Consider the following 26,068-nt stretch of genomic DNA (forward strand, 5'->3'; position numbering starts at 1 on the left):
GCTAGGCGAGGGGACTCGGGCGCGAAAGGCGGCGGAGGAACCAACCGGCGAGCATATGAGGCGCGCGCCTCAGCGCCAGAACGGCTTGACCGCCACGAGATCCGCGTGGGCCTCGGCGGCTGCCTTCAGCAGCGTCTTGCCGTCGGCCTCGTTGTCGCCCGCGGCGAGGCCGGCCGCGAAGGCCGTCTCGCCGGGAAGCTCCTGCGGATCGGGCACCGCCACGAGGCTGGCCAGGACCGTGTGGGCGGTGGCCTGATCGTTCAGGCTGCCGAGATGGTCCTGCAGGTCGGACAAGGCCGAGACGAAGGCCTTGTGGCGCTTGCGCCGCTTCTTCTCGGGGAAGAGGCTCGCGAAGAACTCCGCGCCGTAGCGCAGCTTCTTCGCCTCGATCCGGACCCGGTGGCGCTCCTCGGGCTCCAGGCGGTCGAGGTGGCGTCCGCGCTTGCGGATGCGGCGCATGGCCTTGTCGAGCACCTGGGCGGCGAAGGCGCCGGCCGGCCCGTCGCGGTCCGCGGCGGCCGGTCCGGAGCGCCACCCGCCGGTCTCGAGCCAGGCCGCGACGTCGAGGACGAGGCCGCGCCATTCCTGCGATTCGAGGGTGGCGAGGACACCGTCATAGGCGCGGTCCCGCTCCGCTTCGAGGCGCCGGCGCAGGTCGTCGAGGCCGGCCTCGTCCGGGCGCCGGGCCATCTCGGCCGGCAGGGTCTCGGCCAGGAAGACGTCGAGGTTCCGGGCGTGGCCGAAGGGCTCGGTGATGCGCTTGATCTCGTCGCGCAGGGTCGCGGCCATCGTGTCCTGTGCCAGGACCGGCTTGAACAGGGTGAAGGCCGAGCGCAGGCGGCGCAGGGCGACCCGCAGCTGGTGCAGGGCCTCCACATCCCGGTTGTGCAGGAAGACGTCCTCGTTGCGGCGCAGGTGGGACAGGCAGGCGAAGGCGATGGCGCGGAAGGCCTCGCCCGCCGTGCCGTCCGGCGCCAGCGTGACCGGACGCGCCTTGCTCGGGCGCCGCAGGGTTCCGTCGCGCAGGCTGAAGCCCCGGGCCGACTTGCTCAGCGCCCCGAGGCGGAGCGGCACGGTCTCGGCCAGGGCCTGGGCCAGGGTGAACAGGTCCTCGGGCCGGCCCTCCTTCAGCTCCAGTTCGAGCTCCCACAGGGGCGCGTCGCCGTTCGGAGTCTCGATCCGACCCTCGTCGAAGGCGACTTCGATGCGGGAGGCCCCGTAGCGCACCATCCGGCTGCGCCGCTCCACCAGGGTGGCGAAGGCGGGGGACAGCTCGGGCGCCTCGGCGGCTGCCAGCACGTCCGGCACCGGCGTTTCGGAGACCTGCGCGAGGTCGGGCACGTTCCCGGCGACAGGCGCCTCCCATTCCGCGCGGTCGAACAGGCCGGCGGTGGCGGCGGCGGCCTTCACGGTCTGGACGAACGCCTCGCCGTCACGGCGGACCCGCAGGGTCAGCCCGGCCGCGCGCAGGTCGCCGGCTTCCGTGTCGAAGTAGGTCGAGGTGAGGAAGCGGGACTCCTCCGAGGCTTCCGCCTGCAGGAACGGGTGGCGGCTCAACTCCGCGAGGTCGCTGCCCTCGCATTCCAGCTTCAACTCGATCTCACGCGGCGCGACCATGATGTGTCCCAAGTTTCGGCCCCGACCCGTCGTCCGCGACGGGGCGGCGGGGCCCTACCGATCGGGACAAGCCCGGCCCGCAGCAACCGTTCCGTGCGGAATCAGCAGCCACCGGCGTCGGTTATGGCGCAGGGCGACCCGGACGCGCGACTGAAATCGTGACGATTTTCATTCGCCCCCGACGCCGAGTGGTGTAGCGGGAGGAACCGGCCGGGGCCGGCGGGAACGAGACTCGTTGGGCGTGGTGATGATTCGGGAGCGGCTGAGAGCCGACCGCCTGCTGGTGGAGCGAGGCCACTTCGAGAGCCGGGCCCGGGCACAGGCCGCCATCGCGGCGGGCCTCGTGCGGGCGGACGACCAGCCGGTAACGCGGGCCTCCGACCTCCTCGACCGCGACGCGCGCCTCGAGGCGTCCGCGCCCCATCCCTTCGTGTCCCGCGGCGGGCTGAAGCTCGACGCCGCCCTCGACGCCTTCGGCTTCGACCCGGCGGGGCGCGTCTGCCTCGATGTCGGGGCCTCGACCGGCGGCTTCACCGACGCGCTGCTGGCCCGGGGCGCCGCGCATGTCTACGCCGTCGACGTGGGGCGCGACCAGCTCCACGCCTCCCTCCGGGCCGACACCCGCGTCACCAGCCTGGAGGGCACCGATGCCCGCAGCCTCGACCGCACCGCGATCCCGCAGGCCCCGGACCTCTGCGCCATCGACGTCAGCTTCATCTCCCTCCGGCTGATCCTGCCGGCGCTCCTGCCGCTGCTGGCCCCCGGTGCCGCCCTCGCCGCGCTGATCAAGCCGCAATTCGAGGCCGGGCGCGACCGGGTCGGGCGCGGCGGCATCGTCCGCGACCCCGCGATCCACGACGCCGTCTGCGCCGAGATCCGCGCCACCCTCGAGGCCGCGGGCCTGGGGATCCTCGGCCTCATCCCGTCACCCGTCGCCGGCGGCGACGGCAACCGCGAGTTCCTGATCGGGGCGCGCCTGGACCCACGACCATGACCGAGCCGAACACCGAGACCCTGGAGATCCGCCGCCTCGGCGCGCGCGGCGACGGGCTGGCGGAGGACGGCACCGCCGTCGCCCTGGCCCTGCCGGGGGAGCGCGTCACGGTGCTGCGCGCGGGAACGCGCGGGACACTCGTCGACCTCCTGCACGCCTCCCCGGATCGGATCGCGCCGTTCTGCCCGTATTTCGGCACCTGCGGCGGCTGCACCGTGCAGCACCTCGCCCCCGAGCCCTACGCCGCCTGGAAGCGCGATCATCTGGTCCAGGCGCTGTCCCATGCCGGGCTCGATGGTACGCCGGAACCCCTGATCGATGCCCGCGGGGCCGGGCGGCGGCGGCTCACCCTGCATGTTCGGGCCATCGAGGGCCAGGCGCAAGCCGGGCTGATGGCCGCGCGGAGCCACGACCTCGTCGCCATCGACCATTGCCCGATCACCGTGCCGGCGCTGCACCGGGCGCCCCAGGTGGCGACGGCCCTGAGTGCGCCGCTCGGGCACGGCCGCAAGCCCCTCGACGTCGCCTTCGCCGCTACCGAGGCCGGCCTCGACGTCGATATCCGCGGGTACGGCCCCGCCGCCGAGGGGGTTCGGGCCGCGCTGGTGCGCCTCGCGGGCGAACTCGATCTGGCCCGCCTCTCGCTGCACGGGGAGGTGCTGGTGGAGCGCCGGGCCCCGGCGGTCACCACCTCGGGCCTCCGGCTGGTGCCGCCCGCCGGCGGCTTCCTCCAGGCCACGGAGGCCGGCGAGGCCGTGCTGACCGCGGCCGTGGTCGCGGCCCTCGACAAGAAGACGAAGCGGGTGGTCGACCTGTTCTCCGGCAGCGGGCCGTTCAGCCTCGCGATGGCGCGCACCCGGGACGTCCACGCCGTCGAGGGCGAGGCGGCGGCCCTGGCCAGCCTCGACCGGGCGGTGCGGGCGGTGCCGGGCCTGCGCCGGGTCACCACCGAGCGCCGCGACCTGTTCCGCCGGCCGCTGCTGCCCCTCGAACTCGACACCTACGACGCCGTGGTCTTCGATCCGCCGCGGGCGGGCGCCGGGGCGCAGGCGGCCCGGATCGCCGAATCGAAGGTCCCGCTGGTGATCGGCGTCGCCTGCGACACCGGCACCTTCGCGCGGGATGCCGCGACCCTGGTAGCGGGCGGCTACACCCTGGAGCAGGTGATCCCGGTCGACCAGTTCGCCTATTCGGGACATCTCGAGATGGTCGGGGTGTTCCGCCGTCCGCGCCCGCCCCGCAAGCGGCTGTAGCCGCAGCGCTCGACAACCGCCGGGCCGCCCTTAGGTGAGGGGCATGCGCGCACGCTTCCCCACCCTGACTGCGACCCTCGGCCTCCTCGCCCTCGCCGGACCCGCCGCGGCGGATTCCTGCGGAGACCTCATCGACCGGGTGGTGGCCGAGACCCAGGCCACCCTGGTCAAGCGGACGGCGGATTTCGCGGAGTTCAGCGCCCCCGACGGGATCGGCATGACGCTGGCCTGCGGCGAGCTCTCGGCCACGGGCGTCCAGTTCCGGGGCACGCCGCTGCCCGCAGGCTATTTCGAACTGTTCGGACGCGCCGGACACGCCGTCACGGGCTTGGCGGCGGACGACCTGGCGCAGGCGGCCCGCACGGCCCGTACCGCCGCCGCCACGACCCGGCACAGCAACGTCGATGCCGGAAAGGTCCTCGTCACCTGCTCGCTCTCGGGAACGCGCGAAGCGCCCGTCACCGCCTGCGCGGTGATCGAGCGCGACGAGCGCCGCTAGGATGCGCCCGCGAGGCGCGCCTATGAGCGCATGGCCGGAGCGCGCTCAGGAGCGCAGGGCCGACGCGCGCCTATGAGCGCATGGCGATGACCATGTAGCCGGAATACAGGAGGGCAGCGGCCATCAGGAGGTAGACGTTCGGTTCCATGGCGTCCTGTTAGGCCGCCCGGGCGCCGACGGTCGAGCGGACGCGCTGCCGCTGCGGCATCCGGTTCGCTTCAGACAACGTTAACCGTGTTCGGTCGAACGATGGCAGCCGGCATGGCGGATTACAGCGCTGGCATGTCCCACCCTGGCATGTCCCACCCTGGAATGTCCCACCGAGGAGCCGATGCACCGATCCCTTCCCGCAACCTTGGCGATCGCGGGTAGCCTGACAGCCCTCGCGCCTGCTATCGGGGTTTCGACGGCGGGGCCGGTTCGGTCTCAGGAATTTCGGACTCAGGAACCGCTGTTCATCCGTATCCGCCCCGGCGGCGAGGCACGCCTCGGCTCCGGCGGGGCCGACGCGTTCGACGACACCGCGGCCCAGGCGGCGCGGGCCCGCAGCGAAGCGGTCTGGCAGCGGGCCGAGGCACGGTCCCGCATCGCCATCGCCTCCGTCTGCAGCGGCTGCCTCGCGGCCGTGCCACCGTCCACGGTGCCGATCGCGGCACCGCCCGTCCGCCCCGACGCGGGCGGCCTCACGCCCCTCGCGGCCGATTCACCGGCCGTTCCCCCTCCGCCCCTAGCACAGGCAGATGCCCCATGACGCAGGCTCACCCGACCAGCGGCGCCGTCCCCGATCCGGATTGCCCGGTGTCCCTCGAACTCCTCGGCCAAGTCTATCGGGCGGACGAGGACGACCTGCCGGAAATCCTGGAGGCGATGTCCACGACGACGCGCGCGCGCCTCGCGGTCTACCTCTACGGCAAGAGCCACATGCACCAGCTCGGCCTGCGGGTCGCCCGGGCCTGCGAGCGCGAGGATCTCGTGCGCGTCGCCGACGAGATCGGGTCCGTGGTCTACGGCCAGTCGCGCCTGAAGCCGGCCCGCCCGGCGACGCCGAGCCCGGCCGCGGCCCCACCGAAGAAGATCAGCCTCGGCGGATCGGGCACCAAGAAGATCAGCCTCGGCGGCTCCGGCGCGAAGAACCGCCTCTTCGACTGAGCCTGAGGGTGCCCGCATCCCCCATCCGGGGGGTAGGACCCTTTCCTTGAGGCCGAGCCGCTCCGGTGGCTCGGCGCGACCGGTTTCGAGAGTGGATGCAGATGTTCGGTTCCTGGTGGAAGCTCGGCATGGACGCGACCCTGCTCGCCATGGAGTCGCAGCAGGTCATCGGTCTGCGTCTCGCCAAGCTGTCCCTGGGCGGCGCCGCGGCGCAGGCCGAGGCCCAACGCATGGTCACCGAGAAGATCATGGCCGCCAACGAGGCCGCCCTGCTGATCGCCACCGGCGGCTCCACGGCCGGGGTCGTGGCCGGCTACCGGCGGAAGGTCCGGGCCAATGCCCGGCGGCTGTCCAAGGGCTGAGCCCCCAGGATCACCAATGAGCTGAGGCCCCAGGATCGCCAAGGGCTGAGGCCCCGGGATCACGCAGCGGCGCCGAGCCGGGGCGATTAACGCCCGCTTAACCATCCGGTTTCATCCTCGCCCGGGACGTCGGACCGATCGGACGAGGAGAGACCATGAACCCCTTCGAGCAGCAGGTGCGCGAGCGCGCCTATTACATCTGGGAAGACGAGGGCCGCGTGTTCGGCCAGGCGGAGGCGCACTGGCTGCGCGCCGAGATCGAGCTCCTGACCCCGTCGCGGATGGGCGTCGAGGTGATCCAGGCCGCCACCGCGGACGTGACCCTCTCGGCCAGCCCGGCCGCCGTGCTCGCCGAGACCCTGAAGGCCAAGCCGAGCCGCAGCCGCAGCGCGGGCGCCAAGGTCGAGACCAAGGCGAAGGCCGCTGCCGACACGAAGGCCGCCAAGCCGGCCACCGTGAAGGCTGCCGCTGCCAAGACGACCACGTCCAAGACCGCAACTGCCAAGACCGCCGCGACCAAGACTGCCGCTGCCAAGACCACGGCTGCCAAGGTGCCTGCCGCCGAGAAGGCCACCGTGGCCAAGTCCGCCGTCGCGAAGGCTCCGCGGGCACCGGCTCGCGGCCGCGCCGTCGAGAGCGTCGCCACCGTTCACTGAGGCACGCGGGCCGGAGCTTTCCGACCCCGCCACCGGACGACTCAGAGCCCGCTTCACCGGACCGGTGGGGCGGGCTTTCTGCTGGTTGCCGCGGCGACCCCCGCCAGGGCGAAGCCGGAACGAAGCACAACCTTGACCGTTGTCTGGCCAGATCCGGTCCCGTGGCCGCGGCCCCGGAACTGCGCGCATCCCCAGGCGAGGCTTCCATGAAGACGACGATCGCGACCCTTCTGGCCCTCGGCGTGGCCGGCCTGCCGCTCGCCGCCCTGGCGGGTCCCGTCATCCTGCGCGGGGGCCCGGCCGTGATCGACGTCGACAGCACCGGCGGCGTCGGCGGACGCGCCCCCTGGAGCCGGCCCTACGAGTATGATTCCGGCGGCGACAACGACCGCCGTCCCGAGCTGCCCTATTACCAGCAGGGCCGCGGCCAGCAGACCGGCGGCCCGGCCCGCAACCTCCTGCCCGACGACGGCCTGCAGATCTTCCCGCGCTGATCCGGCGCCGAATCGCGCCGTCCCGCGGAACAGCCCGGGGAGCCATCCGTTCGCCCACGGAGCGCCGGCCTGTTCGCCGGCGCGCTGTGCAGGCGGGATGACGCGATGACCAAGACCGTACGGGCGGTGATCTTCGATATCGACGGGACCCTGCTCGACAGCGTCGACCTCCATGCCCAGGCCTGGGTCGACGCCTTCGCGCATTTCGGCGTGACCGTCAGCCACGACCAGGCCCGCAGCCAGATCGGCAAGGGTGGCGACCAGCTGCTGCCCGTCTTCCTGGACGCGGAGCGGATCGAGCGCGAAGGCGAGACGATCGAGGCCTACCGCTCGGATCTGTTCAAGCGCGACTATCTCGCGAAGGTGAAGCCCTTTCCCGGCGTCCGGGCCCTGTTCGAGCACCTGAAGGACCAGGGCCTGACGATCGCCCTGGCCTCCTCCGGCAAGGCCAAGGAGGTGGAGCATTACCAGAGCTTGATGAAGGTCGAGGACCTCACCGACGTGGTCGTGAGCTCCGACGACGTCGAGCGCTCGAAACCCTTCCCCGACATCTTCCAGGCCGCCCTCGAGAAGCTCGCCCCCATCACGGCGGCCGAGGCCGTGGTGATCGGCGACACGCCTTACGACGCGGACGCCGCGCAGAAGGCCGGCCTGCCGACCATCGGGGTGCTCTGCGGCGGTTTCCCGGAGGCGGATCTGAAGGGAGCCGGCTGCATCGCCCTCTACAAGGACCCGCAGGATCTCCTCGACGGCTACGCTGCCTCGCCGCTGGCCCGGTGACGGGAAGGGGGCGATCGGGGCGCTCCGAATCGAGCCGGGGATCGAGGCCCGCTGCGGTTCGCCCCCGATCCCGGCCCCGGACCTGTTGATTCGGACAGGCCCGGTGGCAACCCCGCCACGTAACGCGTGGGATCTGCATCGATCCACACATTTCCCGCGTAATCCCGGTTTGTTCCGTCCTGCAGGTCAGGATTGCGTGCCGGCTATGGATAGATGGCAAAAAACCCTGGCGCCGGGTGCGTCGATGGCGTAGCGAGCCGCCCGTGATCGCGCCTGATCACGCCACGGATCCGCGGACCATGCCCCAGCCGGCCCAGACGAACCTGAAAACGATCCCGGCCAGCGAGCCGGCTCCCCTTCGGGCGCTCATCGACGCGGCGGTCCAGGACCGCACCACGCCGATCAGCCGACTGCTCCGCCTGATGGCCGCCCTCGACGCGGACACCAACGACAACGAGAACCTTCGGCACGTCCTCCGTGCCCGGATCGGCGCCCCCCTCAGCGTCTGATCGCGCCGCCTACGAGGCGCGCGCCCGCTCCCGCCCGCGCGTGCCCGGCTGCGCCCGTTTCATGCACGCGAAGTAGAGCTGGCGGCCGATCGCGTAGAGGCCGAGCCCCTTCGGATCGGGTGTCGAGAACACCCGGTTGCGCGCCTCCGTGCGGCAGGCCGCGTCCTGCGGACTCTGGATCGGTGTGGATTCCCCCTGCGCCAGCGCCGCCGAGGCGATGGCCGAGAGCGTCAATCCCAGCGCCGGCCCACGCCACATCCCTGTCTTCCGCATCCTGTTGCCCCCGTTGTCGTGGTGGTGAAATCGCTCGGCGTGCCGCTCAGGGCATCACCCAGGCACACGCCGTCTCGTTCGCCACGCTGAGGCACTCGAACGGAGCGCCGCCGATCATGGCGCGGTGCTCCGCGGCGCCGATGCGTGCGCGTGCGATCCGGCGGCATTCCGGATGCTGCGGCAGGGCCGCCTCCGTGGCAGCCCGATCACCCGCGGCCATCAGGACCCGCAGCGCCACAAGGGTCTTGCAGGCGACGACGTCGGTAGATTCGGCCGGCTGTGCGTGGGCACGCGTGCCGGCGGCGAGCCCGAGCAGGAGGGCCAGGAGGCCGGCGCGCAACGGTCGGGTCATCGGCGGCTCTTCTCCGGTGCGGGGGATCTGTCGGACGGGGCTGATTTCTCGGAGCTCGATGTCTTGTCGGAGCTCGAGGCCTTGTCGGACGCCTTGGTTTTCTCGCCCGTCCGCGGCTTCGCCGTCGCCCCGGCGGGCTTGACGGTGCCGGCGACGACCCATTGGCAAACGCTCGTGCTGCGCAGGGTCAGGCAATCATAGGCGCTGCCGTTGAGGGTGAGGTGCTCGGCGATGCCCGCCACCGCGTCGCGCGGGATGATCTGACAGCCGAGATGGTCGGCCTTGTCGTCGTTGAGGCGCACCACGACGGTGGCCACCACGTCCTTGCTCTCACGCAGGAGCAGCCGCAGGTTCGCCAGGGAGGCGCATCCGATCGCCGGAACCGGCGCGGGCGCCGGCGCGGCGGAGGCCGGCGCAACGGTGGCCGCATGCGCGGTCGCCTGCAGCGCGCCGGCGATCGCCAGGACGAGCAGGAGGGGGCGGATCGAACGCATCGGGAGGATCTCGGCAGGAACGAGCGCAAGCGGCGGGCGGCCCTCCGGGAGTCGGCTCTCGGAAGCGGGTCGGACCGCCACGCTATAACGCGCTCGCGGCCATTCCGCCGCATGGCGGCAAATCCGTCGCAGGTCCCACACCCGCTCAGGCACCGGGCCGGCGCAGCTTGCCGAAGCGCTTGATCGCCCGGTCCCGGCGCAGGCGGGAGAGCCGCTCGATCCAGAAGATCCCGTCGAGCTGGTCGATCTCGTGCTGCAGGCAGGCCGCCCGGAAGCCCTCGGCCTCCTCCGCGTGCTCGGCGCCGTCGAGGTCGCGGTAGCGCACCCGGACCCGCACGGCCCGGTCGACCACGTCCATCACCCCCAGCATGGAGACGCTGCCCTCCTGCTGCGGTCCGCGCTCGGGCGAAGCCCAGACGATCTCCGGGTTCACGTAGGCGGTCACCGGCTCGCCGGGCTCCATCCGCAGCAGCACCAGGCGCTGCGCTCGGCCGATATGCGGCAGGGTGAGCCCGAGGGCGGAGACCGCCAGCATCACCGCCTCGAGGACGCGGGCCGAGTCGCGCAGGGCCTCGTCGAATGCGGTGACCGGAGCCGCCACGAGCCGCAGGCGGGGATCGGGATAGATCAGCAGGGACGAGGCGGACACGAGGGCGGTTCCAATGCGGGGTGGGACGTCACGGTTGCGCGAGGGCGGTCGGGAAGCGGGTTGCTGGCCCGTGCCTTGCGGCGTTCAGGCCGGACTACAGGCCCGACCCGGAGACGGAATGGCACGACAACGCGGCGAGACCCAATCCCCCCGAGCAGCCCACCGCTTCCTGAGGCTGCGCGATTCCGGCGAGGTCATCCTCGTCGCCCTGACCACGATCCTCGGCATGCTCTGGGCGATCGTCCTGGTGACGCATTTCCACGCGTCGCTCAGCGGCATCGGCCAGTCCTTCTGGCTGACGCGCTGAGGCTCAATATTCCCACTCGGCCCCGACGCCCACCGCGGTGCGGCCGTCGCTGCCGGCCTCGCCCTGGATCTTGACCCGCCGGGTCACGTCGTAATCCACCGTCGCCGCCGTGTCGGCGGGCTTGGCGCCCGCCTTCACGCCGACGCTGAGGCGGTCGCTGAGATAGCGGGAGGCCCCGAGCGCCGGTCCGCCGCTGGCGCCGGTGGAGACGTCGAGGCTGTCGAGCCCCAGGCCCTTGCGCGCCTGCTCGAACACGTCGACGCCGCCGGCCCCGCCGGAGAACTGCGCCACGGCCTGCGCCAGCTGCAGGGCCTGGAACGGCGACAGCCCCCCCGACGCCTTCTTGAACAGCAGGCGCGACAGCACCTCGTCCTGGGGCAGGCTCGGGTCGGAGGTGAGGAGGAAGCTCGGCTGGTTGGCCGGGCCCGTCACGGCGATCCGCGCCGTCACCTCGGCCGCCTTGGTCTCGGCCACGAAGTCGAGGTCGGGCGTGGCGATCTCGCCGCCGAAGGTGAGGCGCCCGCGGGTGAAGTCGAGGCGCTGGCCGACGACGCTGAGGCGGCCACGGCGCATCTCGAAATCGCCGGTGGCCACGGGGTCCCGCGACGAGCCGGTGATCCGGAGCGCGCCGCCGAGCTCGGCGTCGATGCCGCGGCCGCGCACGAAGATGCGGTTCGGGGCGTTCACGGCGACGTCGAGGGTGGCGTCGAAGGGTGGGGCGACCTTGCCGCGCTTGCCGAGGGCCGCGACCTTGGCCCGGCGGTCGGCCCGCGCGGCGAGGCGCGCGCGCACCTCCGGCGGCGTGTTCACCCGGCGGATCTCCGGCAGGGGCTGCACCGTGGCGGGCAGGCGGTCCGGCACCGAAACGTCGACCGAGACGAGGTCGATCCGGCCGGCGATCTTCGGGGTCCGGGCGAGGGGCCCGGTGAGGGCGAGGTTGAGGCTCGCCACCGCGGTCATGAGCGGGCTGGAGACGAGCTCCGCCCGCTCGGCCGAGACCCGGAGCGAGCCCGGAAAGCCGGCGGCGGGCTCCAGGGCCACCCGGCCGTCGCCGCGCAGGGTTCCGCCATTGCGGGTCTGGGCCGTGAGGCGTTCCACCACCAGGGTGTCGCCGCGGCCGCTGACGCGGCCCTCGATGTTGGTGAGGCGGATGCCCTGGAGCGGATCATTGAAGGACCCGCCCGTGAGGGTGGCGGCGCCCTCGGCCCGGGGCGCCGCCAGGGTGCCGGTCACCCCGGCATCGAGGGCGATCCGTCCCGCGACGCGCTGGCCGCCGACGCTGAGGAGGCTGTTGGCGAGCGCCGCGTCGAGGGTGCCGCGCAGCTTCACCGCGAGGGCCTCGCCGGGGGCCACCGGCAGGGACCCGGTCACCGTCATCTCAGCCCCGCGCCCGGCGGAGACCCGTCCGTCGATGCCGGCGCGTCCGTCGCTGAGCGTTCCGCTCGCCCGGGCGTCGATGGGCGGGAGGCCGGCCTTGCGGGTCTCGGGCGTGACGAGGCGGGCGACCGTGAGGGCGTAGCGCCCCTCGGGCCGGCTGGCCGAGCCGCGCAGGTCGGCCTCGCCGTCCAGGGTGCCGGACAGGGTGAGGCTGGGCGAAGCGATCCGGGCCAGGGCCAGGGGCAGGCTGCGGAGGCCGAGCTTGAGGTCGAGGCTCTGGCCGACCCGGCCGGAGAGGCTGAGCCGCCCGCTGCCGGCCGCCACCACGAGCGTGTCGATCACGGCCGAGCCGCCGTCGAGGGTGACGCTCGCCGGCCCGGCCAAGGCCAGGCGGTCGCCGCCGCGCACCGCGGAGAAGCGCGACAGGTCGATGCGGGTCCGCTCCCCCGGCACGAGCCGGGCGGCACCGTCGAGATCGAAGCCGCGCGCCTTCGCGCTCAGGGTGATGTCGCTGGCATTCGGCGCACCGACCGCCACGAGGCGGACGGTGTCCAGGCTCTGGCCGGCGGCGACGATGCGGTCGGCGTTCACCCGCCCGTCGACCACGGGCCGGGCCAGCAGGTCGCGCCCGGTGAGGTCGGCGTCCAGGCGCGACAGGCCGATCGCGCCGAAGCGCAGCGCGGCTCCGGTCGCCTTCACGGCGGCATCCTGGCGCCCCCCCGCCCGGGACAGGGTGACGCCGGCGTCGAGGTTGCCCGCCATCGGCGTCAGCGCGAGGGGCGCGAGGTCGTCGAGGTTGCCGGCCGCGAGGGTGAGCGCCCCCTCGGTGAGCAGGCTACGGGCGTCGATGGCGGCGCGGCCGTCGAGGGCGACGGAACCCAGCCGGAAGGCGAGGCGGTCGAGGGTCCAGGCGTCGGGGGTGGGCCGGGCCAGGTGCGCGTCGCCGCGCAGGGCCTTGCCGGCGACGTCGCCGGACAGGCGCAGGGTGCCGTCCAGGGCGCCGGTGAGGTCCTTCAGGGCGGTCTCGACCCGCAGGTCGCGGAGCGGCCGGCCGAGGGCGCGGGCCTCGCCCGCCGTCAGGGTGGCGGTGAGGTCGGGGGTCTCCAGCGTGCCGCTGAGCCGCCCGTCGAGAAGGGCGCGCCCGGCGAGCTTCGGGTCGAGGGTGGACAGGTCCTTCAGGTCCACCACCAGCTTGGCGTCGGCGAGGCGCGCGGTGGCCCGGCCGTCGAGGCGTCCGACGATCTCGGCCCCCTCGAAGCGGGCGCCCTCGAAGGCGTAGCCGTCATAGACCTGCGAGAGCCGGCCGCTGAAGCGCGGCGCGGCGCCGAGCGTGCGGTCGAGGGCCGGGAGCGAGAGGACGAGGCCGCTGGTGCGCAGGTCGACATCGGCGCTGACCGCCTTGCGGGCGGGGTCGCCGGTCAGAGCCGCGCGGGCCGTCAGGGTCCCGGCGAGGGGCCGTCCGGCGACCTCCGAGAAGGCCGCGAGGTCGGACAGGGCCGCGTCGACGGTGCCCGTGAGGATGTTCTGGCCGACCCGGCCCGCATAGGCGGCCTTCGCGGTCGGCCCGTCGAGGGTCAGCTGGGCGACATCGAGGATGCCGTCGGGCTGCAGGGTGCCGCGGAAGGTCAGCGCGGCCCGCGCTCCGATCGCCCGGCGCAGGGCCGGATCGGCGAGGCGCAGGCCGTCGACCCGGGCGTCGGCCGCGAGAGCGAAGCGGGCCGCGGACGGGTCGGGTCCGGCCGGCAGCATCGACAGGGTGGCGTCGACCCGCTCCAGGGCCGAGCCGCCGGCGCGCAGGCCCGCGGCCTTCAGCGTGCCGTTCACGGTGGGCCGCGCGATGGCGCCCTTCAGGCTGCCGTCGAAGACCAGGGTGTCGAGCTCGGCCTCCGCCGCCTTGGTGACGCCGCCCTCGGTGGGCACGGCGCGGGCGGAGACGAGGAAGTCGGCCACCCGGTCGGCGGTGAGGGTCCCGCGGGCCTCGAGCCGGGCGGTGCGCGAGGTCAGTTCCAGGCGGTCGATGCCGAAGGCGCCGCTATCGGCGAAGCGCAGGCCGCCGTCGAGCTTGGTGGTGCCCGAGAAGATCGCCGCGGCCGGGCCGGGCAGCAGGCCCTCGATCCGCGAGGCCAGGTCGAGGGCGAGACGCCGCTCGGCGCCGATGCGGGAGATGCGTGCGGTGCCGCGGGCGCCGAGGTCCGGCCCGGCATCGAAGTCGAGGCGCGCGTTCCAGGCATCCAGGGTGCCCCGCCCGTCGAGGTCGAGGTTGATCGGCGGGGTGCCGGGCAGGTTGGCGGCCTTGGAGAGGAGGCCGCCGGCCGGCTCCACCAGGGTGGTCTTGAGCTCGAGGGTCTCGCCCTTCGGCACGAACAGCAGCCGCGCGCCGAAGCGCCCCTCGGCATCGAGGCGGCGCACCGCGACATCGAGGTCGAGGCCCTCGGACGGGGCGCCGAGCTTGGCCCGGCCCTGCGCGGTCAGGCGGGCCGGCTGTCCGGCCAGGGCCTCGCCGAGGACGAGTTCGGCCAGCGTGAAGGCCTTGACCTCCACCTTCACCGGCAGGTCGGGCAGCAGCGATCCGTCGGGCTCCGGCGTTGCCGAGACCGGGGCGGGCAGGGGACGGCGCAGGACCTCGAGGCGCCCGATCTCCAGGGTTTCCACCTCCAGGCGGCCGGAGAGCAGGGCGAGACGGCGCCAGACCAGCCGGGCCCGGTCGAGCTTCAGCCAGACGCCGTTGGCGTCGCTGATCGCCACGTCGCGGATGGTGGCGTCGGAGGACAGAGCGCCGTCGACGGCCCCGATGGCGACCCGCGATCCCGGCGTCGACAGGGCCTTCGACAGCAGCCCGCCCAGGACGGTCTTCTCGCCCTCGTCGGCCCGGGTGCGGGTGGCCGGGCTGGTGGCGAACACCGCGACGCACAGGGCCGCGGCCGCGAGGCGGACGGTTGTTCTCCCCTTCGCGGGGGAGCGTGGCTGCGGCGCGGGCGGGAGGGTCGCTCTCCGAGCGGTCCGTGCGGTCCAGAAGGCCATCAGAAGGACTGCCCCAGGCTGATATACAGGGCCACCGGGCGCTCGTGGTTGCCCTTGATGCGGTCCATCGGGAAGGCGACGTCGACCCGGATCGGGCCGATGCCGGTGTAGTAGCGCAGGCCGAGGCCGACCGCGTAGCGGATGCGCTCGTCAAAATCGGGCAGGCTGCCGGCGAAGGCGGTGCCGGCGTCGATGAAGGGCACCACACCGATCGTGTCGGTGACCTTGATGCGCGCCTCCACCGAGGCCTCGAGCAGGCTGCGCCCGCCGATGGGCAGGTTGAAGGGCCCGCGCGGTCCCAGCGTCCGGTAGGGGAAGCCGCGCACCGAGCCGCCGCCACCGGCGAAGAACCGGATGTTGGCCGGGATGTCCTCGAGGTTCGCCCCCGAGATCGAGCCGAAGCCGATGCGGCCGGCCAGGATGTAGCGGGCCTCGTCGTCGAAGGCGTAATAGGTCGAGCCCTGCGCCTTGGCGACGAAGATCGACGGGTCGGAGCCGAGGAAGCCCGCATAGGGCGTAGCCGAGGCGGTGAGGCGCACGCCCTCGGTCGGGTCCAGCAGGTTGTCGGTGGAATCGTAGCTCACCGAGAGCGGCACGCCGACGAGGCGGTAATCGACCTTCCCGAGCGCGTCCTGCGAGCGCCCCGCCTGCCCGTCGAGGCCGACCTGGGCGAAGAAGGTGTCGGAGAAGCGGTGGCGCAGGGCGACGGTGCCGCCGGCCGCGTCGCTGACGTAGGATTGCTGCGCCTCGCGGCCCGCGAAGACGTTGGCGATGAAGTCGTTGCGGGTGCCCCAGAGGGCCGGCTTGACGAAGGTGGCGGAGAGCCGGCCGCCCAGGCCGTTCGAGTCGATGCCGGCGGCCTTGCGCTGCTTGGCGTAGAGATCGTTGCCCAGATAGTAGATGTCGGCGTCGACCCGGAAGGTCTCGCCGCCGCCGAACAGGTTGCGGTTGGCGTAGTAGGCCCGGATGCCCGGTCCGTCGACGGTGGAGTAGCGGGCCGCGATGCCGATCAGGTTCTTCTCGCGCTCGGTGACGTCGACGAAGATCGGCAGGTTGCCGGACGGATCGAGGGTCTCGCCCTCGCGCACCCGGATCGAGCCCAGCCCCTCGACCTTGGCCACCGAGCGCCGGATGTCCGACACGGCCTTCGGCGAATAGGGGTCGCCCGGCTCGGCGTAGATGAACGAGCGGACCACCGCCGGATCGAGGTCCTTGGTGCCCCGCACCGCGACCTCGCCGAGCCCGGCGATCGGGCCCGGATCGATCGTGTAGGTCACGTCCATGACGTGGGCGGCATCGTCCACCACGGGATCGCGGGCGATCGCCTTGGCGAAGGGATGGCCCAGGGCGCGGAAGCGATCGACGATCTTGGCCTCGCGGGCCAGCACCGTCGCCGAGCGAGCCGGCACGTCGTCCCCGACGCGGCTGAAGCGCTCCGGCAGGACTTCCTCGGGAAACGGATTGCCCCGGGTGTCACGGGCGCGGATCGAGCGCAGGGTGTAGAGCGGACCGGGATCGACCACGACCTTGACCGGCACCAGGGCACGGGAGCGCGACGCCTCGGCGGCACGGGCCGCCGACACCACGGTGGACTCGCCGGCCAGGGCGACGCCGTCGATGCGGATCGCGACGGAGCCCTGGTAGTAGCCGTAGCCCGAGAGCACGTCGGCGAGACGGCGCTGGTCGGCCTCCGCCCGGCGCACCAGGCCCTCGCCGTCCGGCGGTGCCTCCTGGCGCAGGCGATACAGGGACGAGGTGTCCTGCAGCGCGCGCAGGACGTCGTCGTCATCGATGCCGGAGAACTTCACCGTGTAGGGCAGGGCGCCGGCGCTCGGGGCCGGCGGCTCCTCCTCGGAGCCGAACAGGCCGAACAGGTCGAAGGCCCGGGCCGGCCCTACGGCGAGCCCGGCCCCGGTGGTACCGAGGACCAGCGGCCAGGCGGCACAGGCGAGCCGCCAGACCGACATACGACGAATCCGCCCCCGAATTCGCGTCACGAATGGCCGTTCCGGCGAGCCCGGGGCGCAGGCGCTCCCGGCTCTCGTCGCTGCGTCGCAGGCCCTGCCATTCCATCCCCTTCCGGCCCGCGGCCCTGCCGCTGGTCCCGCACGCCGTCTCGTCCCGGGGCCTTTCGGGGCCCCATCCCTTGATCGCCAGAGTACCGGTCCGGGGGCAGTGCAGCAACCGTGGCGGGCCCCGCCGCCCCCAGGCACAGTGGCGGTTGCGCGGTTCGCCGCAGGGGCGGCCCCGCCAGGGCTTTCCGCAATCGGGCAGGGAACCCGGCTTTGGCTGGCGCCTTGTCCTTGCGTCGCAGGCTTCCTAACTTTGTAACCATCGCTCCATGGCCGGCTCATTCCGGGTAGCGCACCCGCCCATTTTCTCAGGACTGCTCGCCAGCCCTGTCCGCGGGTGCCGCTTCGATCTCACATCCCATCCGACGACCCTGCGCCTCGGGTGCCCGCGCGCACTTACGCGGGTACCGGGCAGCCGATGGCAGGCAAAACAACGCTTCAGGAGAACAGCACCATGAGCACGGGCACCGTGAAATGGTTCAATGAGACGAAGGGTTACGGCTTCATCCAGCCGGATGACGGCGGCAAGGACGTGTTCGTTCACATCTCCGCCGTGGAGCGCGCCGGGATGCGCAACCTGATCGAAGGTCAGAAGGTCTCCTACGAGATCGAGAACGACCGCCGCACCGGCAAGCAGTCGGCCGGCAACCTTCAGGCCGCTTGATCGCGGTCCGCCGGTCCGGGTCGCCCCGTTCGGGCGCCCCCTGACCGGCCCGACGAGGCCCGAATGCTGAGGCCTCGTTTCAACAACCTGTCAGAAGCCGCTTTCCGACGAGCGGCTTCTGTTGATTCCCGGCAGGCAGTCGGGCATGGGGCTGTTGCAGTGCAAGACTAGCTGAAAACCGTTTTTTTCACGGCCCCATGCCGCGCGTGCTCCACGCCGGATGCGGGCGACTCACCACATGAGAAAGGTCAGATGGGCGCCTTCGACTATCGGAATTTCGACGACCGCCGTAAGAACTCCCTCAGCGCCAAGCAGATGCTGCTGGAAAAATTCAAGGCCCGTCCTCCGGCCGACGACCCGGAGATGATCGCCAAGGCGCAGGCTCGCGCCGAGGTTGCCCGCGCCCGAGACGAGCGCGCCCGCGAGCGCGAGGCTGCCCGGATCGCCGCCGAGAAGGCCGCAGCGGAAGCCAAGCGTGCCCGCGAGGAAGCCGAGCTCGCCGCGCAGATCGCACGCGAAGAGGCCGAGGCCCTGGCTGCGTCCGAGGCGAAGGCGGCCGAGCTCGCCGCCAAGAAGGCGGCCCGCGATGCCCGCTACGCGGCCCGCAAGGCCAAGGCACGTCGCTGACTGTCTGGACGGGCCGCTTCGGCAGAGCCCGGACCCGGACGGAACAGCACCGAACATGAAAAAGGGCCGACGCGGTGCGTCGGCCCTTTTTCGTTGGACGATCAGGCGTATGGGACGATCGGGCGAACCCGACCCGTCCTCAGGCCTCGGAGCGGGTCTCGGACTCGCCGTCCTCGCCCTCGTGGCCCTCGGGGGACTCTTGACCCTCGGCGGAGTCTTGAGCCTCGTTGTGAGCCTCGGCCGGCTCTGCCGTCTCCTCTTCGGGACGCGGGCCTGCCTTGAAGGTGCGACGCGGCGCGTTTCCACGCTTCATCTGGACCGGCTTCTCGATTGCACCCAGGCGCTCGGACAGGAGCTTCGCGCGCTCGTTGAAATCATTGGTCGATCGCGACTGCGACGCACCGCTCTTGAACGCATTTGCCACTTGGGCCTCATGGGGTTGCCCAGGGCACGGAGTCGTGCGGGGTTGGCTCCGTGTAGCACGGTTGGGGCCCCGCGTCGGCTTTTATCTTCACGGCGCTGAGAGGACGCGCCGCGGCTCAGAAGCGCGCCGTCAGGAAAAGTCGGACGTTGCGGCCCGGCAGCAGGACCTCGTCCTTCTTGAACGAGGCCGAGTTACGGATGTCGTCGTCGAGGAGGTTGCGGCCCTGCAGCCCGAGGGTGACTTCGCTCGCGCCGTAGAGGGCCGGATCGACGGCCTTGGTGTAGCTCACCTCGGCGCGCAGGTCGTTCCAGCCGGGCGTGACCGTCTCGAACGGGGCGATCTCCACGTGGTCGAAGGCGTGCAGCAGGTTCACCCGGGCGAACCAGCCATCGGTCGCCAGGAACACGCCGCCGCCCAGGCGATGGGGGGGAATGCGCGGCACGTAGGCGCCGTTGTCGAACTGCGCCCGGACGAAATCGTACTGCGCCTCGAGGCCGGCCCAGCCGTTGCCCACCGGGATCACGTCGAGCTGCGCGGCGATCTCGGCGCCGTAGAAGGTGGCGTTCTGCTGCGAGTAGACGATCTGCCGAAGCTCATCCCCGCCGCCGCAGGAGGCGAAGTCGTCGTCGCAGCGGTTGCCGGTGTCGCGCTTGTAGATGAAGCCGGTATAGCGGGTGTAGTAGCCGGTCGCGTCGAGGCGCAGCGGGCCCTGCGCCCGGCGGATGCTCATCTCCACCGTGCGGGCGCGCTCGAGCTTCAGCCGCGGATCGCCGATCTCGAAGGTCGCGGTCGCGTCGTGCGGTCCCTGCGAGAACAGCTCGTAGGCCGTGGGCGCCCGCTCCACGTAGGAGCCGTTCACGCTCGCCACGAAGCCGTAGGGCAGGTCCTGCAGGGCGCCGAAGCTGGCGCTCTTGGGGGCGAACCGCCGCTTCAGGGCGAAGGAGGCCGGGTCCTGCCCCTCGACCGGCAGGTAGTCGCTCGGAAACTCCACCGCGGTGCTGGAGGAGCGGGTGCCCTCGATGCGGCCCGCCGCCTGGAAGCGCAGGCCGTGGCCGACATCGAGCTGCTCGAAGAGGTAGACCGCGTTCGAGCGCGATTCCGTCGGCGGCAGGAAGCTCTCGCCCTGCGTGTTGAGCACGCGCCGTCCGGTCTGCACGCCGAGGGCGCCGGTGAGCGTGCCGAGTGCGGAGAAGACCGGCACGTGCTGGGCCTCGATGCGGCCCTCGGCCTCCCGGCTCTTGAAGGTGGCCTGGATGCCGTCGATCCCGGACTCGCCGATGCCGCGCTCATCGTGCCGGTAGACCGAGCCGCCGGCCCAGAACCGGATCACCTCGAGGGGGCCGTCGAGCGGACGGTACTCGCCGCGGGCGACCACCCGGTCCTGGCGCGGGTCGAGGCGGGTCCGGCTCTCGGCCGCTTCCCCGCCGGGGATCTGGTAGAGCGCATCGTAGTGGCTGAAGGAGATGCCGACGAAGCCGCGGTCGCCGATGGCCGAGATGCCGACGGAGCCGCCCTGGGATTCGGTGGCCGAGTTGCGCTGGATCCCGCCCGGGACGGCGTAGCTGTCCGTGGCGCTGCGGAAGCCGTCGGCATGGACCGCGATGCCGTCCTTGCCGGCATCCACGGTCGCGGCGCCGAGGCGCCCGTTGTCGACGCTGGAAAAACCGGTGGTGACCTGCCCCGAGACCCCGTTCGCCGGGATGAAGGTCGGGACGCGGTTGTTCTCGGCCGAGACGACGCCGCCGATCGCCCCGGAGCCGTAGCGCAGGGTGGCGGGTCCGCGGATCACCTCGATCCGGTCGCTGACCAGGGGGTTCACCGGGACGGTGTGGTCCTCGCCGAGATCCGACACGCCGTTGTTGATGACGCCGTTCTCCTGGATGCGCACGCGGGCATTGTCGAGGCCGCGGATGATGGGCCGGCTGGCGGCCCCGGGCGCGTAGGTCGAGGAGGAGATGCCCGGACGGTCGAACAGGGCGTCCCCGAGAGTCCGCGGCTGTTCACGGGCGATCTGCTGCTGCGTCACCACGGTGACGGGCGAGTAGGTGCTGGTCACCACCGGGAGCACGCCCACCGGGAACGACGCGCCGGGCTCGCCCGCGCCGCCGCCCGCCCCGCGAACGGGCTGGATCGGGCTCGGCGAGGTGACGCTGAGCTCGTCCAGGGTCGCCTGGGCCTGCTGCGCCGCGCCGGCATTCGCCCCGAGACCGGCCCCCGCCAGGGCCGCGCCGGCCCACACCATCCGCGATCGCCGCACCCGCTCACCCCATCACTCAATGTTATAATGTTTCATGAGGCGGATGTTATTGTATGACAAGCGTCGTTCGCGGCCCGGACCCGCTTCGCGCCCGCCTGTGGCCCGGGCGCATCACCGCTGTTCGCCGGCGTCTCGGAAGATTGCGCGCCGCCGCGTCTCCGTACCGCGCGGGCGACGCGGAACCCTGTGCGGGCCGGGCACATTGCGCAAGCATGTCCGACTTGAACCATCACGACCGGCCGAGCGCCGACGGGCGGCGCGCCGCCGGGGGCCTGCGGGTCACCGTCGACCTGAACCTCTGCCAGGCCTACGCCCAGTGCTGCTACGCGGCGCCCGACCACTTCGTCCTGAAGGGCCGCGAGGCCCTGCATTACGACCCGGCCCCCTCGGCCGCCGCCCGCGACGACATCGAGCGCGCCCGGATCGCCTGTCCGGTCCAGGCCATCCGCGTCGAGGATGCCGGGGCCGACCCGCGATGAGCGACGCCGAGACGCGGGTCGTGGTGGTGGGGGCCTCGCTGGCCGGCCTGCGCGGCGCCGAGAGCCTGCGGCAGGCGGGCTTCCGCGGGCCCCTGACGATCATCGGGGCCGAGCCCCATCGCCCCTACGACCGGCCGCCCCTCTCGAAGGCGGTGTTGACGGGCGAGGTCGCGGCCGACGCCACGACGCTGCCGAACCGCGTCGACCTGGAGGCCGACTGGCGCTTCGGCGACCCGGCCACGGGCCTCGACCGCACCCGGCGGACCGTGAGTCTCGCGAGCGGCGAGGCGGTGCCCTACGACCGTCTGCTCATCGCCACCGGGGCCTCGGCGCGGGCCTGGCCGAACTTCGCCGAGGCGGGGCTCGCCAGGGTGCATACCCTGCGCGGCCGCGACGAGGCCGAGGCCCTGCGGCGCGACCTCGCCGCCGGCCCGGCCCACGTGGTCATCATCGGCGGCGGCTTCATCGGCTGCGAGGTCGCCGCCTCGGCCCGCGCCCTCGACCTCAGCGTCACCCTGGTGGAGACCGGCCCGACCCTGCTCGCCAAGGTGCTCGGACAGCATCTCGGCGCCGTGGTGGAGGCCCTGCATGCCAGCCTCGGCACCACCATCCGCAGCGGCGTGAAGGTGGCGGCCCTGGAGGATGACGGCGCCGGCCGCGTGGCGCGGGTCCGCCTCGCCGACGGCACGGTTCTGCCGGCCGACGTCGTGGTGGTGGCCCTCGGCGCCGTGCGCAACACCGGCTGGCTCGCCGGCTCGGGCCTCGCGTTCGACGAAGGCGGGATCGACTGCGACACGCAGGGCTACGTCCTCGACGAATCCGAGCGGCCCGACACGCGAATCGCGGCCGCCGGCGATGTCGCGCGGTTTCCGCACCCGCTCTATCCCGGCCACCGCATCGCCCTGGAACATTGGGGCCACGCCGTGGCGCAGGGCCAGCATGCCGGCCGGCTCCTCGCCGGCCGTGCGCCGGAGCCCTACCGCGCGGTGCCGGCCTTCTGGTCGAGCCAGGGCGGCATCACCATCAAGTCGGTGGGCCTGACCACGGGCGCCGACGGCTTCGTCGTGGCCCGGGGCAGCCTGAAGGCGGGACGCTTCGTGGCGGTCTACGGCCAGGCGGGCCGCTGCATCGCCGCCGTGGCCTTCGATTGCGGCCGCTGGCTCCCGACCTATGCCGAGCACATCGCCGCGGGGGCGCCGTTCCCGCCGGAGACCGGCGGCGTCGATGCCGGCCCCTTCACGGTGCTGCCGCCGGCCTTCCCAGACCCTGCCCACAAGGACGAGGCATGAGCGACCACACCCTGTTCGCGCAGATCAAGGACGAGGCCGCCCGGCCGGATCCCTACCCGCTCTTCGCCCGCCTGCGGGAATGCCCCGTCTCGCGCCAGGAGGACGGCACCTACGTGGCCGCCTCCCACGCGGCGATCGCGAGCCTGCTGCACGACCCGCGGGTCAGCTCCGAGACCCTGCCGCCGGCCGACCGGCCGAAGACCGGCAATTTGCTGAAGGACTGGTTGGTGAAGCCGGTGCGCGACCACATCACCGACACCCACCGGCCCTTCATCTTCCGCGATCCACCGGACCACGACGACCTACGCGCCGCCGTGATGCAGCAGTTCACGCCGCAGCGGGTCCAGGCCCTGCGGGCCCGCTCGCACATCCTCGTGGACGAGATCCTCGACAAGCTCGGCGATGCGACGGCCATCGATATCGTCGACGACCTCGCCTATCCGCTCCCCGTCACGGTGATCTGCGAACTCCTCGGCATTCCGCCGGCGGACGAGGCGCAGTTCCACGGCTGGGCGACGCAACTCGCCACGGCCCTCGAACCCGACACCCTGCAGGACGACGACCTGCGCGCCGAGAACAGCCGCACCTTCGATGCGATCTCGGAGTACATGCAAGGCCTGATCGCGCAGAAGCGCAAGGACCCGCAGGACGACATGCTGTCGGGTCTCGCCACCGAGGGCGTCGACGGCCGCGGACGCATGGGCGACTTCGACCTCATCGCCACCGCGATCCTGATGCTGGTGGCCGGCCACGAGACCACGGTGAACCTCATCACCAACGGCATGCTGACCCTGCTCCGCCACCCGGACGAGCTGCGGCGCCTGCGCGAGGACCCGGCCCGTGCGCCCCGGGTCGTCGAGGAGCTGCTGCGCTACGAGCCCCCGGTCCAGTTCCGCACCCGCAAGACCCTGTGCCCGATCACCCAGAACGGCGTCACCATCCCGGAAGGCGCCCCCCTGGTGCTGCTGCTGGCCTCCGGCAACCGCGATCCCGCGGTCTATGCGGAGCCCGACCGCTTCGATCCCGACCGGGCCGACAACCGCCATCTCGGCTTCGGCGGCAGCCTGCATTACTGCGTCGGCGCGCCCCTGGCCCGCTTCGAGGTCGAGGCCGCCCTGGTGGCGCTGGCCCAGCGCCTGAAGAACCCCCGCCTCTCGATCGACCCGCCGCCCTACCGGCCCGGCTCCGCCCTGCGCGGCCCCAAGCACCTGCGCCTCGTCATCGACGGGATCGCGCCCCGGGCACCGTCCGCAGGCTAAGAACCAATTTAGTCCAGTCGATTGGGAGCCATGAGCCAGAATGTTGCAGACTTTTCGAAACAAATACTGTGTTCTTAACCGGGATTTATAGGTTGTCTTGAAGAGTCGGCGTCGCAACACATCTGTTCGAGACGCCATCATGAAGTTCGGTATCCGCACGCGCCTGTATGCCGGTTTCGGCACGTTGATGCTCCTCACGGCCGGGATCGGTGGAGCGGCCCAGTACCAGTTCGAGGATCTTCTCGGCCGGTTCGAGCAACGCAATCGGATCGAACTCAACACGCGGAACATCATCACCGTCGTGGGTTTGACCGATCGCTTCGCGGCCCAGGCGCTCGAGTACAAGAGCTCGGCGAAGCCCGAGACCTTGACGACACTCGAAGAGACCCGCCGCCGGATCGTCGGCATCAGCACGAGCGTCACCAACAACACGATTTCCGAGGAGCGCCGGAAGCTCTACGCCGAACTGCGCGACCGCGGCGAGGATCTGCGGGAGGACGTCGTCCGCTTCGGCACCAGCAGCGCCACCGTGGCCACGGCCCGCACGCGCCTGTTCGGAGGCGGAAACGAACTGACCCGCCTGACCGGCGCCCTGATCGCGGAGATCCGGTCGAAGGGGAACGAGGCGCAGCTCAGCCAGGCCCAGGCGGTCGAGAGTGCGATGCTTCTGGTGCGGGTGGCCGGTTGGCGCTTCCTGGCCACGATGGACCCCAATGGGCCGGCCACCTTCGCGGAGAACAACCGCAAGGCGGCCGCCGCCGCCAAGGCCCTGCGGGAGCTCGATCCCGCCCGGCAATTCGGCGTCGCGCTGAAGCTGGCCGACGATGCCCTCCAGGTCTACGGCACGGCCTTCCAGGACGCCGCGAAGGCGTTGGAGGAGAGCCGCGTGGTGTTCGAGGATGACATCAAGTCGAAGCTGGCGACCATCCAGTCCATCGCCGCCAAGGCACAGACCATGGCCGAGGCGCGGATGGCCGAGATTTCGGCGGCGACCCAGGCCAGCGTGCAGAGCGGCGAGCGCCTGCAGCAGGGCCTCATCGCCCTGGCGCTGGTCCTGAGCGGCACGCTGGCCTTCCTGATCGCCCGCAGCCTGATCCGGCCCATCGCCGGAATGACGGAGGCCATGACCCGCCTGGCCGCGGGCGAAACCGCGATCACGGTGCCGTCACAGGATGCGACCGACGAGATCGGTGCGATGGCCCAGGCCGTCGAGGTCTTCCGCCAGAATGCCATCGCCCGCATCGAACTGGAGGCGCAGCAAGTCGCGGAGCGCTCCGCCCGCCAGCGCCGCGCCGACCGCGTCGACGACCTGGTCAAAGGGTTCGAGCGCACGATCGGCGGCGCCATCGGCATCGTCACCTCGGCCGCCACCGAACTCGACGCCACCGCCCGCTCCATGACGGGCGTGGCCGACGCGACCAGCCACCAGGCCCAGGCCTCCCGGACGGCGGCCGAAGAGACCTCCGCCAACGTCCAGACGGTCGCCTCGGCGGCCGAGGAAATGGTCGCCTCCCTGCGCGAGATCGAGCGCCAGGTGCAGCAGTCGAACACGGTCGCGGCCACGGCGACCCGGGAAGCCCAGGCCACCGACGTGGCGATGGCCTCCCTGTCGGCGGCGGCCGAGCAGATCGGCGACGCCGTGACGATGATCTCCAGCATCGCGGGCCAGACCAACCTGCTCGCCCTCAACGCCACCATCGAGGCGGCGCGGGCCGGCGAGGCCGGCCGGGGCTTCGCGGTGGTGGCCACGGAGGTCAAGGAACTGGCTAGCCAGACGGCGCGGGCCACGGGCGAGATCGGTGGACACATCGCGGCGATCCAGCAGGCGACCGCCCAGGCCGTCACGGCGATCCGGCAGATCAGCCAGACGATCGGGTCGGTCAACACCATCACGGAGACCATCACGGCGACCGTGATCGAGCAGACGGCGGCGACCGGGGAAATCTCCCGCAACGCCATCGCGGCCGCGCGCGGCACCCAGGACGTCTCGGTGAACGTGGCCGAGGTCCTGGCCTCGGCCGGCGAGACCGGCAGCGCCGCCCAGCAGGTGATGATGGCGGCCGGCGAGCTCTCGACCCAGGCCGTGGCCGTGCAGCGCGAGGTCGAGGTCTTCCTCGACGCCATCCGGGCCGCCTGATTGCAGCCGGGCGCGGCGGCGCGGTGGTTCGTCCCGCGGCCGCGCCCTTGCGCGTCCGCCCGCGAATCCCGAAG

At 72.3% G+C, this 26,068-nt stretch carries 26 protein-coding genes; 17 read left to right on the forward strand and 9 right to left on the reverse strand.

The features are described 5' to 3' along the window. Positions 1-69: 69 nt before the first annotated feature. Positions 70-1,617, reverse strand: a complete 1,548-nt coding sequence (locus ASF58_RS13245) for a CHAD domain-containing protein (protein WP_055952748.1) — start codon at positions 1,615-1,617, stop codon at positions 70-72. A gap of 247 nt (positions 1,618-1,864) precedes the next feature. On the opposite strand from ASF58_RS13245, the gene ASF58_RS13250 reads away from it, so the two are divergent. The 10 genes from ASF58_RS13250 (at position 1,865) to ASF58_RS13295 (ending at position 8,313) form a co-directional block, all read left to right on the forward strand. After that, positions 1,865-2,611, forward strand: a complete 747-nt coding sequence (locus tag ASF58_RS13250) for a TlyA family RNA methyltransferase (RefSeq protein WP_055953765.1) — start codon at positions 1,865-1,867, stop codon at positions 2,609-2,611. Further along, positions 2,608-3,864, forward strand: a complete 1,257-nt coding sequence (locus tag ASF58_RS13255) for a class I SAM-dependent RNA methyltransferase (protein WP_055952751.1) — start codon at positions 2,608-2,610, stop codon at positions 3,862-3,864. Before ASF58_RS13250 ends, ASF58_RS13255 begins: the two co-directional genes overlap by 4 nt. Positions 3,865-3,907: 43 nt before the next feature. Continuing rightward, positions 3,908-4,363, forward strand: a complete 456-nt coding sequence (locus ASF58_RS13260; protein WP_055952753.1) for a hypothetical protein — start codon at positions 3,908-3,910, stop codon at positions 4,361-4,363. Between the two features lie 331 nt (positions 4,364-4,694). After that, entirely contained in the window at positions 4,695-5,114 is a 420-nt protein-coding gene (locus ASF58_RS13265; protein ID WP_156375662.1) for a hypothetical protein, read from the forward strand. Continuing rightward, positions 5,111-5,512, forward strand: a complete 402-nt coding sequence (locus tag ASF58_RS13270; RefSeq protein ID WP_055952760.1) for a hypothetical protein — start codon at positions 5,111-5,113, stop codon at positions 5,510-5,512. Before ASF58_RS13265 ends, ASF58_RS13270 begins: the two co-directional genes overlap by 4 nt. Before the next feature lie 101 nt (positions 5,513-5,613). Beyond that, positions 5,614-5,874: a hypothetical protein gene (locus tag ASF58_RS13275; RefSeq protein WP_055953768.1), complete on the forward strand. Its 261-nt coding sequence runs from the start codon at positions 5,614-5,616 to the stop codon at positions 5,872-5,874. A 155-nt stretch (positions 5,875-6,029) separates the two neighbouring features. Next, entirely contained in the window at positions 6,030-6,530 is a 501-nt protein-coding gene (locus ASF58_RS13280) for a DUF2934 domain-containing protein (protein ID WP_055952763.1), read from the forward strand. Between the two features lie 206 nt (positions 6,531-6,736). Then, positions 6,737-7,024, forward strand: a complete 288-nt coding sequence (locus ASF58_RS13285; RefSeq protein WP_055952766.1) for a hypothetical protein — start codon at positions 6,737-6,739, stop codon at positions 7,022-7,024. Between the two features lie 105 nt (positions 7,025-7,129). Further along, the gene (locus tag ASF58_RS13290; RefSeq protein ID WP_055952769.1) at positions 7,130-7,804 is read left to right on the forward strand and encodes an HAD family hydrolase; all 675 of its coding nucleotides are present in this window, start codon (positions 7,130-7,132) and stop codon (positions 7,802-7,804) included. A 299-nt stretch (positions 7,805-8,103) separates the two neighbouring features. Next, positions 8,104-8,313: a hypothetical protein gene (locus ASF58_RS13295; RefSeq protein ID WP_055953771.1), complete on the forward strand. Its 210-nt coding sequence runs from the start codon at positions 8,104-8,106 to the stop codon at positions 8,311-8,313. Between the two features lie 9 nt (positions 8,314-8,322). Here the strand turns inward: ASF58_RS13295 and ASF58_RS13300 are convergent, their stop codons facing one another. From ASF58_RS13300 to ASF58_RS13315, 4 genes are all read right to left on the reverse strand, one after another. Further along, complete coding sequence (locus ASF58_RS13300; RefSeq protein ID WP_244477312.1) at positions 8,323-8,571, reverse strand: hypothetical protein; 249 nt, start codon at positions 8,569-8,571, stop codon at positions 8,323-8,325. A gap of 61 nt (positions 8,572-8,632) precedes the next feature. After that, positions 8,633-8,938: a hypothetical protein gene (locus tag ASF58_RS13305; protein ID WP_055952772.1), complete on the reverse strand. Its 306-nt coding sequence runs from the start codon at positions 8,936-8,938 to the stop codon at positions 8,633-8,635. Continuing rightward, positions 8,935-9,432, reverse strand: coding sequence for a hypothetical protein (locus ASF58_RS13310; protein ID WP_055952775.1), 498 nt, complete (start codon positions 9,430-9,432; stop codon positions 8,935-8,937). The genes ASF58_RS13305 and ASF58_RS13310 overlap by 4 nt, the downstream gene beginning before the upstream one ends. Before the next feature lie 145 nt (positions 9,433-9,577). Continuing rightward, positions 9,578-10,081: a peptide deformylase gene (locus ASF58_RS13315; RefSeq protein WP_055952778.1), complete on the reverse strand. Its 504-nt coding sequence runs from the start codon at positions 10,079-10,081 to the stop codon at positions 9,578-9,580. A gap of 118 nt (positions 10,082-10,199) precedes the next feature. Between ASF58_RS13315 and ASF58_RS13320 the strand changes: the two genes are divergently transcribed. Further along, the gene (locus ASF58_RS13320) at positions 10,200-10,388 is read left to right on the forward strand and encodes a hypothetical protein (protein WP_055952781.1); all 189 of its coding nucleotides are present in this window, start codon (positions 10,200-10,202) and stop codon (positions 10,386-10,388) included. Positions 10,389-10,391: 3 nt separating this feature from the next. On the opposite strand, the gene ASF58_RS13325 is transcribed toward ASF58_RS13320, so the two are convergent. Both ASF58_RS13325 and ASF58_RS13330 read right to left on the reverse strand, forming a co-directional pair. After that, positions 10,392-14,786: a translocation/assembly module TamB domain-containing protein gene (locus ASF58_RS13325; RefSeq protein ID WP_055952784.1), complete on the reverse strand. Its 4,395-nt coding sequence runs from the start codon at positions 14,784-14,786 to the stop codon at positions 10,392-10,394. Beyond that, the gene (locus ASF58_RS13330; RefSeq protein ID WP_055952788.1) at positions 14,786-16,753 is read right to left on the reverse strand and encodes an autotransporter assembly complex family protein; all 1,968 of its coding nucleotides are present in this window, start codon (positions 16,751-16,753) and stop codon (positions 14,786-14,788) included. Before ASF58_RS13330 ends, ASF58_RS13325 begins: the two co-directional genes overlap by 1 nt. A gap of 559 nt (positions 16,754-17,312) precedes the next feature. On the opposite strand from ASF58_RS13330, the gene ASF58_RS13335 reads away from it, so the two are divergent. Next, positions 17,313-17,522: a cold-shock protein gene (locus ASF58_RS13335; protein WP_055952791.1), complete on the forward strand. Its 210-nt coding sequence runs from the start codon at positions 17,313-17,315 to the stop codon at positions 17,520-17,522. Between the two features lie 252 nt (positions 17,523-17,774). Further along, a complete protein-coding gene (locus ASF58_RS13340) occupies positions 17,775-18,149 on the forward strand; it encodes a DUF6481 family protein (RefSeq protein ID WP_055952794.1) in 375 nt (124 codons plus the stop codon). A gap of 139 nt (positions 18,150-18,288) precedes the next feature. Here the strand turns inward: ASF58_RS13340 and ASF58_RS27110 are convergent, their stop codons facing one another. After that, positions 18,289-18,573, reverse strand: coding sequence for a hypothetical protein (locus tag ASF58_RS27110; RefSeq protein WP_055952798.1), 285 nt, complete (start codon positions 18,571-18,573; stop codon positions 18,289-18,291). A 115-nt stretch (positions 18,574-18,688) separates the two neighbouring features. Then, positions 18,689-20,815 (reverse strand): TonB-dependent receptor, encoded by a 2,127-nt coding sequence (locus ASF58_RS13350; protein ID WP_055952801.1) that lies wholly within the window; start codon positions 20,813-20,815, stop codon positions 18,689-18,691. Between the two features lie 227 nt (positions 20,816-21,042). Between ASF58_RS13350 and ASF58_RS13355 the strand changes: the two genes are divergently transcribed. The 4 genes from ASF58_RS13355 to ASF58_RS13370 all read left to right on the forward strand — a co-directional run bounded on the left by ASF58_RS13355 (position 21,043) and on the right by ASF58_RS13370 (position 25,994). After that, complete coding sequence (locus ASF58_RS13355; RefSeq protein WP_055952804.1) at positions 21,043-21,309, forward strand: ferredoxin; 267 nt, start codon at positions 21,043-21,045, stop codon at positions 21,307-21,309. Next, complete coding sequence (locus tag ASF58_RS13360; protein ID WP_055952807.1) at positions 21,306-22,598, forward strand: FAD/NAD(P)-binding oxidoreductase; 1,293 nt, start codon at positions 21,306-21,308, stop codon at positions 22,596-22,598. Before ASF58_RS13355 ends, ASF58_RS13360 begins: the two co-directional genes overlap by 4 nt. Then, entirely contained in the window at positions 22,595-23,857 is a 1,263-nt protein-coding gene (locus tag ASF58_RS13365) for a cytochrome P450 (protein WP_055952810.1), read from the forward strand. The genes ASF58_RS13360 and ASF58_RS13365 overlap by 4 nt, the downstream gene beginning before the upstream one ends. A 139-nt stretch (positions 23,858-23,996) precedes the next feature. Beyond that, positions 23,997-25,994 carry a HAMP domain-containing methyl-accepting chemotaxis protein gene (locus tag ASF58_RS13370; protein ID WP_055952813.1) on the forward strand — a complete coding sequence of 666 codons (1,998 nt, stop codon included), beginning with the start codon at positions 23,997-23,999 and terminating at the stop codon, positions 25,992-25,994. The last annotated feature ends 74 nt before the right edge of the window (positions 25,995-26,068 follow it).

This window comes from Methylobacterium sp. Leaf125, assembly GCF_001423085.1.
GTDB lineage: Bacteria > Pseudomonadota > Alphaproteobacteria > Rhizobiales > Beijerinckiaceae > Methylobacterium.

Coding starts and splice junctions, on each gene's coding strand:
- ASF58_RS13340 (WP_055952794.1), top strand. CDS start 17,775: ATGGGCGCCTTCGACTATCGGAATTTCGACGACCGCCGTAAGAACTCC.
- ASF58_RS13325 (WP_055952784.1), bottom strand. CDS start 14,786: ATGGCCTTCTGGACCGCACGGACCGCTCGGAGAGCGACCCTCCCGCCC.
- ASF58_RS13370 (WP_055952813.1), top strand. CDS start 23,997: ATGAAGTTCGGTATCCGCACGCGCCTGTATGCCGGTTTCGGCACGTTG.
- ASF58_RS13290 (WP_055952769.1), top strand. CDS start 7,130: ATGACCAAGACCGTACGGGCGGTGATCTTCGATATCGACGGGACCCTG.
- ASF58_RS13320 (WP_055952781.1), top strand. CDS start 10,200: ATGGCACGACAACGCGGCGAGACCCAATCCCCCCGAGCAGCCCACCGC.
- ASF58_RS13285 (WP_055952766.1), top strand. CDS start 6,737: ATGAAGACGACGATCGCGACCCTTCTGGCCCTCGGCGTGGCCGGCCTG.
- ASF58_RS13335 (WP_055952791.1), top strand. CDS start 17,313: ATGAGCACGGGCACCGTGAAATGGTTCAATGAGACGAAGGGTTACGGC.
- ASF58_RS13310 (WP_055952775.1), bottom strand. CDS start 9,432: ATGCGTTCGATCCGCCCCCTCCTGCTCGTCCTGGCGATCGCCGGCGCG.
- ASF58_RS13250 (WP_055953765.1), top strand. CDS start 1,865: ATGATTCGGGAGCGGCTGAGAGCCGACCGCCTGCTGGTGGAGCGAGGC.
- ASF58_RS13360 (WP_055952807.1), top strand. CDS start 21,306: ATGAGCGACGCCGAGACGCGGGTCGTGGTGGTGGGGGCCTCGCTGGCC.
- ASF58_RS13330 (WP_055952788.1), bottom strand. CDS start 16,753: ATGTCGGTCTGGCGGCTCGCCTGTGCCGCCTGGCCGCTGGTCCTCGGT.
- ASF58_RS13255 (WP_055952751.1), top strand. CDS start 2,608: ATGACCGAGCCGAACACCGAGACCCTGGAGATCCGCCGCCTCGGCGCG.
- ASF58_RS13350 (WP_055952801.1), bottom strand. CDS start 20,815: ATGGTGTGGGCCGGCGCGGCCCTGGCGGGGGCCGGTCTCGGGGCGAAT.
- ASF58_RS13270 (WP_055952760.1), top strand. CDS start 5,111: ATGACGCAGGCTCACCCGACCAGCGGCGCCGTCCCCGATCCGGATTGC.
- ASF58_RS13300 (WP_244477312.1), bottom strand. CDS start 8,571: ATGTGGCGTGGGCCGGCGCTGGGATTGACGCTCTCGGCCATCGCCTCG.
- ASF58_RS13305 (WP_055952772.1), bottom strand. CDS start 8,938: ATGACCCGACCGTTGCGCGCCGGCCTCCTGGCCCTCCTGCTCGGGCTC.
- ASF58_RS13260 (WP_055952753.1), top strand. CDS start 3,908: ATGCGCGCACGCTTCCCCACCCTGACTGCGACCCTCGGCCTCCTCGCC.
- ASF58_RS13265 (WP_156375662.1), top strand. CDS start 4,695: ATGCACCGATCCCTTCCCGCAACCTTGGCGATCGCGGGTAGCCTGACA.
- ASF58_RS13365 (WP_055952810.1), top strand. CDS start 22,595: ATGAGCGACCACACCCTGTTCGCGCAGATCAAGGACGAGGCCGCCCGG.
- ASF58_RS13245 (WP_055952748.1), bottom strand. CDS start 1,617: ATGGTCGCGCCGCGTGAGATCGAGTTGAAGCTGGAATGCGAGGGCAGC.
- ASF58_RS13355 (WP_055952804.1), top strand. CDS start 21,043: ATGTCCGACTTGAACCATCACGACCGGCCGAGCGCCGACGGGCGGCGC.
- ASF58_RS13295 (WP_055953771.1), top strand. CDS start 8,104: ATGCCCCAGCCGGCCCAGACGAACCTGAAAACGATCCCGGCCAGCGAG.
- ASF58_RS13280 (WP_055952763.1), top strand. CDS start 6,030: ATGAACCCCTTCGAGCAGCAGGTGCGCGAGCGCGCCTATTACATCTGG.
- ASF58_RS13275 (WP_055953768.1), top strand. CDS start 5,614: ATGTTCGGTTCCTGGTGGAAGCTCGGCATGGACGCGACCCTGCTCGCC.